The organism is Micromonospora sp. LOL_023, assembly GCF_048060115.1.
Taxonomy (GTDB): domain Bacteria; phylum Actinomycetota; class Actinomycetes; order Mycobacteriales; family Micromonosporaceae; genus Micromonospora_E.
Genome location: NZ_JBHMIM010000127.1, coordinates 1 through 4,394 on the forward strand (window position 1 = coordinate 1; position 4,394 = coordinate 4,394).

6 protein-coding genes are annotated in these 4,394 nt (G+C 68.0%); 3 read left to right on the plus strand and 3 right to left on the minus strand.

Features of this window, described 5'->3' with window-relative positions:
• Positions 1 to 500 precede the first annotated feature (500 nt).
• The gene (locus tag ACFHVL_RS30780; RefSeq protein WP_416632115.1) at positions 501 to 965 is read left to right on the plus strand and encodes a hypothetical protein; all 465 of its coding nucleotides are present in this window, start codon (positions 501 to 503) and stop codon (positions 963 to 965) included.
• Positions 966 to 1,028: 63 nt separating this feature from the next.
• On the opposite strand, the gene ACFHVL_RS30785 is transcribed toward ACFHVL_RS30780, so the two are convergent.
• Positions 1,029 to 1,748 carry an NPP1 family protein gene (locus ACFHVL_RS30785; protein ID WP_416632117.1) on the minus strand — a complete coding sequence of 240 codons (720 nt, stop codon included), beginning with the start codon at positions 1,746 to 1,748 and terminating at the stop codon, positions 1,029 to 1,031.
• Positions 1,749 to 2,042: 294 nt separating this feature from the next.
• Positions 2,043 to 2,318 (minus strand): SelT/SelW/SelH family protein, encoded by a 276-nt coding sequence (locus ACFHVL_RS30790; protein WP_416632119.1) that lies wholly within the window; start codon positions 2,316 to 2,318, stop codon positions 2,043 to 2,045.
• Positions 2,319 to 2,454: 136 nt separating this feature from the next.
• On the opposite strand from ACFHVL_RS30790, the gene ACFHVL_RS30795 reads away from it, so the two are divergent.
• The gene (locus tag ACFHVL_RS30795; protein WP_416632121.1) at positions 2,455 to 3,048 is read left to right on the plus strand and encodes a helix-turn-helix domain-containing protein; all 594 of its coding nucleotides are present in this window, start codon (positions 2,455 to 2,457) and stop codon (positions 3,046 to 3,048) included.
• An 85-nt stretch (positions 3,049 to 3,133) separates the two neighbouring features.
• Here the strand turns inward: ACFHVL_RS30795 and ACFHVL_RS30800 are convergent, their stop codons facing one another.
• A complete protein-coding gene (locus ACFHVL_RS30800; RefSeq protein ID WP_416632122.1) occupies positions 3,134 to 3,979 on the minus strand; it encodes a hypothetical protein in 846 nt (281 codons plus the stop codon).
• 153 nt (positions 3,980 to 4,132) lie between these two features.
• Between ACFHVL_RS30800 and ACFHVL_RS30805 the strand changes: the two genes are divergently transcribed.
• Positions 4,133 to 4,342 carry an AfsR/SARP family transcriptional regulator gene (locus ACFHVL_RS30805; RefSeq protein WP_416632123.1) on the plus strand — a complete coding sequence of 70 codons (210 nt, stop codon included), beginning with the start codon at positions 4,133 to 4,135 and terminating at the stop codon, positions 4,340 to 4,342.
• Positions 4,343 to 4,394: the final 52 nt, after the last annotated feature.

A 4,394-nucleotide genomic window follows, 5' to 3' on the forward strand; every position in this document is an offset into this window, starting at 1 on the left:
GGGGTTGACCGCTCAAGATCGCGACGATCTTGCACTTATCGACGGACAATCCCGACAAATCTTCTCGATAAATGCAAGATCGCCAAGGAGAGGCGGGGTGCGGGGGCGGGTGCCGGGGGTGCGTGGCTCGACCATGTGTAACGACCCCGCCCGGCGGATCATTCCGGCCGGGCTGGGCGCCTCCCGCAGACCGCTGGGCGCCGCGCTGGCGAGCCACGGCAGGCCCCCGACGACCCGCCACGGGCGGACAGTCCCCTCGGTCGGCGCGACTGCGCCGTCTTCTACCCGACATACGTAATGGGCGGCGCATGAGGTATGTGGGGTAGAAAACGCGAAAGGTAGCCGAGGTTGACCTTCGAGTTGGTTGAGGCATCAGGATTGCCAGCGACCAGTCCAACCAAGCCGACATAGGTGGCATCGTGCAGAAAACCAGTCCGGCAGACTCCGATCACGGCCGAACCGATCAGGCCGTACCCGACCGATCCGCAACCGACGAGGTCATGGGCGCCGTTACCGCTGCGGTGGTGCTCGGACAGTCCGGGCAGCGGGCGCAGGCCCGGGATGCTCTGACCGCCCTGTGGGGGCGGATCGGCGTCGCCGGGGATGCCTTTCACCGCTGCGTACTCGCGCACTATCTGGCTGACCTGCAGGACACGGTCGAGGCGGAGCTGCACTGGGACGAGCGGGCGCTCGCTGCCGCCACCGACCTGAGCGACGAACGAGCCCAGCAGTACGACTCCTCGTTCAAGGTCCGGGGCTTTCTGCCGTCGCTGCACCTCAACCTGGCTGACGTCCACCGTCGGCTGGGCAACACCGGGCTGGCCCGCGACCAGCTGGCCGCCGCCGGAGAATCCGTGCATCAGCTGCCAGACGATTCGTACGGCGAAATGATCCGCTCCGGCATCGACAGCGTCAGCCAGGCCCTCGACGCCGGCTCGACCCAGCGACTCGCGGCACACCCGTGACCGGCCACCAGCCCGATCGGTAACGACTGGCGGCCGGCGGCCGAGCTGCCTGCCTGTGGTTGATCAGGCCCAGGGATCGAACGGGATACCTGCCGGCTTCGACCTGTTCAGCAGGTTGCGGAACCGGTCGTCCTGGTCAGTGATCTTGATGGTGGCGGCACTGAAGTTGGCGGTCATCAGGCGGTCCCGTAGCCGGGTGCTCGGCCAGCCGTTCCAGTCGACGATCGGCGGGTAGCGCCAGTCACCGTAGTGGTTCTCCGGCGGCTCGTCGTTGCTGTTCGCGAGGCGAAAGTTGTGCGACCCGATAGCACCTTCCTTGTGGTAGACCATCTTCGGGTGGGTGCCGTCGAAACGGACCGCCGAGCGCGGATAGGTCTGCACGTCGGAATGCACCGTGCGGGTGACGTACTCGACTTGGTTGGACGATTGACTCACCCAGGAGATGACATGCTCCCAGTCGTGGCGGTGACCGCAGCAGCCCTGGACGGTCTGGTCTTTCTCGAAATAGCTCGCGTAGACGATGGCGCACCAGCCGTCGGTGCATTTCGACCGGGCGTACGTCTGGGTACGGTCGAGATCGGACCGGTCGCGGCAGTTGCCGTTGACCGCCCCGCTGGTGTTCAGGCCACCGTTGAGCGTGCCGTCGGGCGAGATCGCGGCGACCGCGTAGCAGCCGTCGCCGTCGTAGTCGTAGGCCGGGGAGAAATTCAGTTCAAGGGTGCCGGCCGACTGCGGCAGGTTCGGCAGGTTCTCGGCGCGGGCCGCCGTGGCGGGAACGACCACCAGCGCGACGGTCAGCAGCGCCGATCCGATCCAGGATCGCCCACGGACTATCCACCATGAAAGTCTGGCGGGGAGAGAGCCGTCCGGTGCAGTCGAATGCACCACCGGAATTTCCGACTGAAGCAACGCAGCCTCCTTGCACAATCTCGGCGGGCTTCCAGCCCAGTGCCGAGTGGCTCATCCCGGGAGTGACCACCGGGGCGAGCAGCCGACGCGACCAACATAGTTTGGTCAGCATCGATAGACAAGGAATTGACTACGAGTGACGGAGCGATGGACAGCCAGAGAAGCAGTTCAGGCCGTGCGCGGCGCTGACCGGTCGGTGTGGCCAAGGCTGAGATCTGGCGCGATTCGGTCGCGTACCAGTCGTTTCAGCTCGGGAATATCCGGAAAGCCGCTCTCGGAGCGCGACCAGATCGTCGCCCCTTCGAGCCTGACCTCGAAGACGCCGCCGGTGCCGGGCACCAGTGCCACCTCGCCGAGCCGCAGGCCGAAGGTGGTGAGCAGCTCCTGTGCGGTCCACGCGGCCCGCAGCATCCAGCGGCACTGCGTGCAGTACTCGATCTCCAACCGGGGCTGCTTCTTCGTCACCCGTACAAGTATGCAGGTGCGCGGCAAGACCGCCGAGCCTGGTCAGCGCAGTCGGACGGGTGCGCCGGCTCACCGAACCTGCAAATGGCTTTGCTGATCTGGCAAGCTGGGTGGCATGGACGACGACCTCGACCAGGCCCTCGAATCGGTCGGACCCCGGCTGCGGGCGCTGCGCAAGTTGCGCGAGACCACCCTCGCTGAGTTGTCGACGGCGACCGGCATCTCGGTGAGCACGCTGTCCCGCCTGGAGTCCGGCGCCCGCAAACCCACCCTGGAGCTGCTGTTTCCGCTCGCCAGAGCCTACGGGGTGACCCTCGACGAACTGGTCGACGCCCCACCGACCGGCGACCCGCGCATCCACCTGCGGCCGGTGACCCGCTTCGGGATGACGGTGCTGCCGCTGAGCCGCCGGGCCGGCGGCATCCAGGCGTTCAAGCTGATCCTCTCGCCGGGCAGCAGACGCCGTGAGCCTGACCTCAAGACCCACGAAGGCTACGAATGGTTGTACGTCCTCGACGGGAGGCTGCGCGTCGTCCTCGGCGAACACGATTTGGTGCTCGCCCCCGGCGAGGCGGCCGAGTTCGATACCCGGGTTCCGCACTGGTTCGGAGCGGTCGGTGACGAGCCGGCCGAGTTCCTCAGCCTCTTCGGCCAGCAGGGCGAGCGTGCCCACCTACGCGCCAGGCCCAAGGCGAAGGGTGGTGGGTGACCCGGCACCCGATCCGGCCGCGCTGTGGTGACCGACGACGAGCGGTGCCGGCCGGGACCAGCCCGACCGGCACCGCAACGCCAGCTCAACTCGCGCAGATGCCGTACGCGAACAGTGCCCACGGCAGCACCGGACCCGACGCGCTGGCCCGGGTGGCCACCTTGTCGGTACCGATGGCGTGCACCATGTCGAGGAAGATCTCCCCACCGCCGCCGGACACCGATCCCCCGATCCCGTAGAGGGCGGTACCGGCCGGGCATGACCCGGTGATGCTCTTCGAGTCGTCCGCGCTCAGCGGGTTGGCGAACTCGACCCGCTGGACGCCCCTGACGCTGGCGCAGACCGCGAAGGCGGTCACCGACCAGTTGGTCGGCGTCGTACCGGGCACGACCGTGCCACGGACACTGACCGACGTCAGGTCGGCAGTCGGCACGACGTAGTCGAGAACGACGTCACCGAAGCCGTTGTTGATCCGCCCGCCGGCGCCGATCACCCGCTTGCTGCCGCAGGAGACCGAGGCGATCTGGGTGTTCGGAGCCTGGGTGAACGAGACCACGTCCCAGCCGGGCGGGGCCGGCGCGCACATCGCCTCGGCGGTGAGCGCCCAGTTGCCCCCGTCCGGGTGCACCTCACGCATTCGGGCCACGAAACCGGAGCCGTCGTTCAGCGGCTCCAACCGGTCCAGCGACAACAGGCCCAGATGGGACGCGGCCGGTGCGGTCAGGTAGCCGCCACCGCCGGTGACCACCGTCCCTGACGGGCAGGACACCGTCATGTTCTTGTCGGCGCTGGTGCTCGCCGAGGTGGCACCGACCCGCACCAGGCCGGGCGGATCGGCGGCAGCCGGGCCGGCCGGGCCGAGCCCGGCGAGGACGGTGCCGAGAAGTACGGCTGCGACGAACCCGGCCCGCGCCGTTGTGACTGCTTTCACGGTTCCCCCATTCCGTTGGGTGTGCCGGCCACCGGCCGGCTGGTCCGAGATTGCGCGGCCACGCTTGGCGTCGGCTATGCGACCGCTAGGCGCGCGGCTGCCGAGCTGGCGACGACAATTGCCAACGCCCATGGAAGACAAGGGACGGCACCGATGAGGTTTCGGATACTTGGCCCGGTCGAGGTCGTCGTCGATGGCCAGACGCTGCCCATCGACCGGCCGCAGGAACGGGCAGTGCTGGCCTTGCTGCTGCTCGACGCGGACCGGGTGGTGCCGGCCGGCCGGATCGCCACCGCGTTGTGGGGGGAGCGACCGCCGGCCAGTGCCCGGACCCAGGTCCAGGTCCAATGCCACGTAGCTTAAGTTGATCTTGGTGGTGGCTGGACCCGGTAGATGTGGATGGTCGCTGGCCGGT

What these genes read in the sequence shown, in the direction of transcription:
- ACFHVL_RS30795 (WP_416632121.1), top strand. Translation starts at nt 2,455, where the DNA reads ATGGACGACGACCTCGACCAGGCCCTCGAATCGGTCGGACCCCGGCTG.
- ACFHVL_RS30805 (WP_416632123.1), top strand. Translation starts at nt 4,133, where the DNA reads ATGAGGTTTCGGATACTTGGCCCGGTCGAGGTCGTCGTCGATGGCCAG.
- ACFHVL_RS30780 (WP_416632115.1), top strand. Translation starts at nt 501, where the DNA reads ATGGGCGCCGTTACCGCTGCGGTGGTGCTCGGACAGTCCGGGCAGCGG.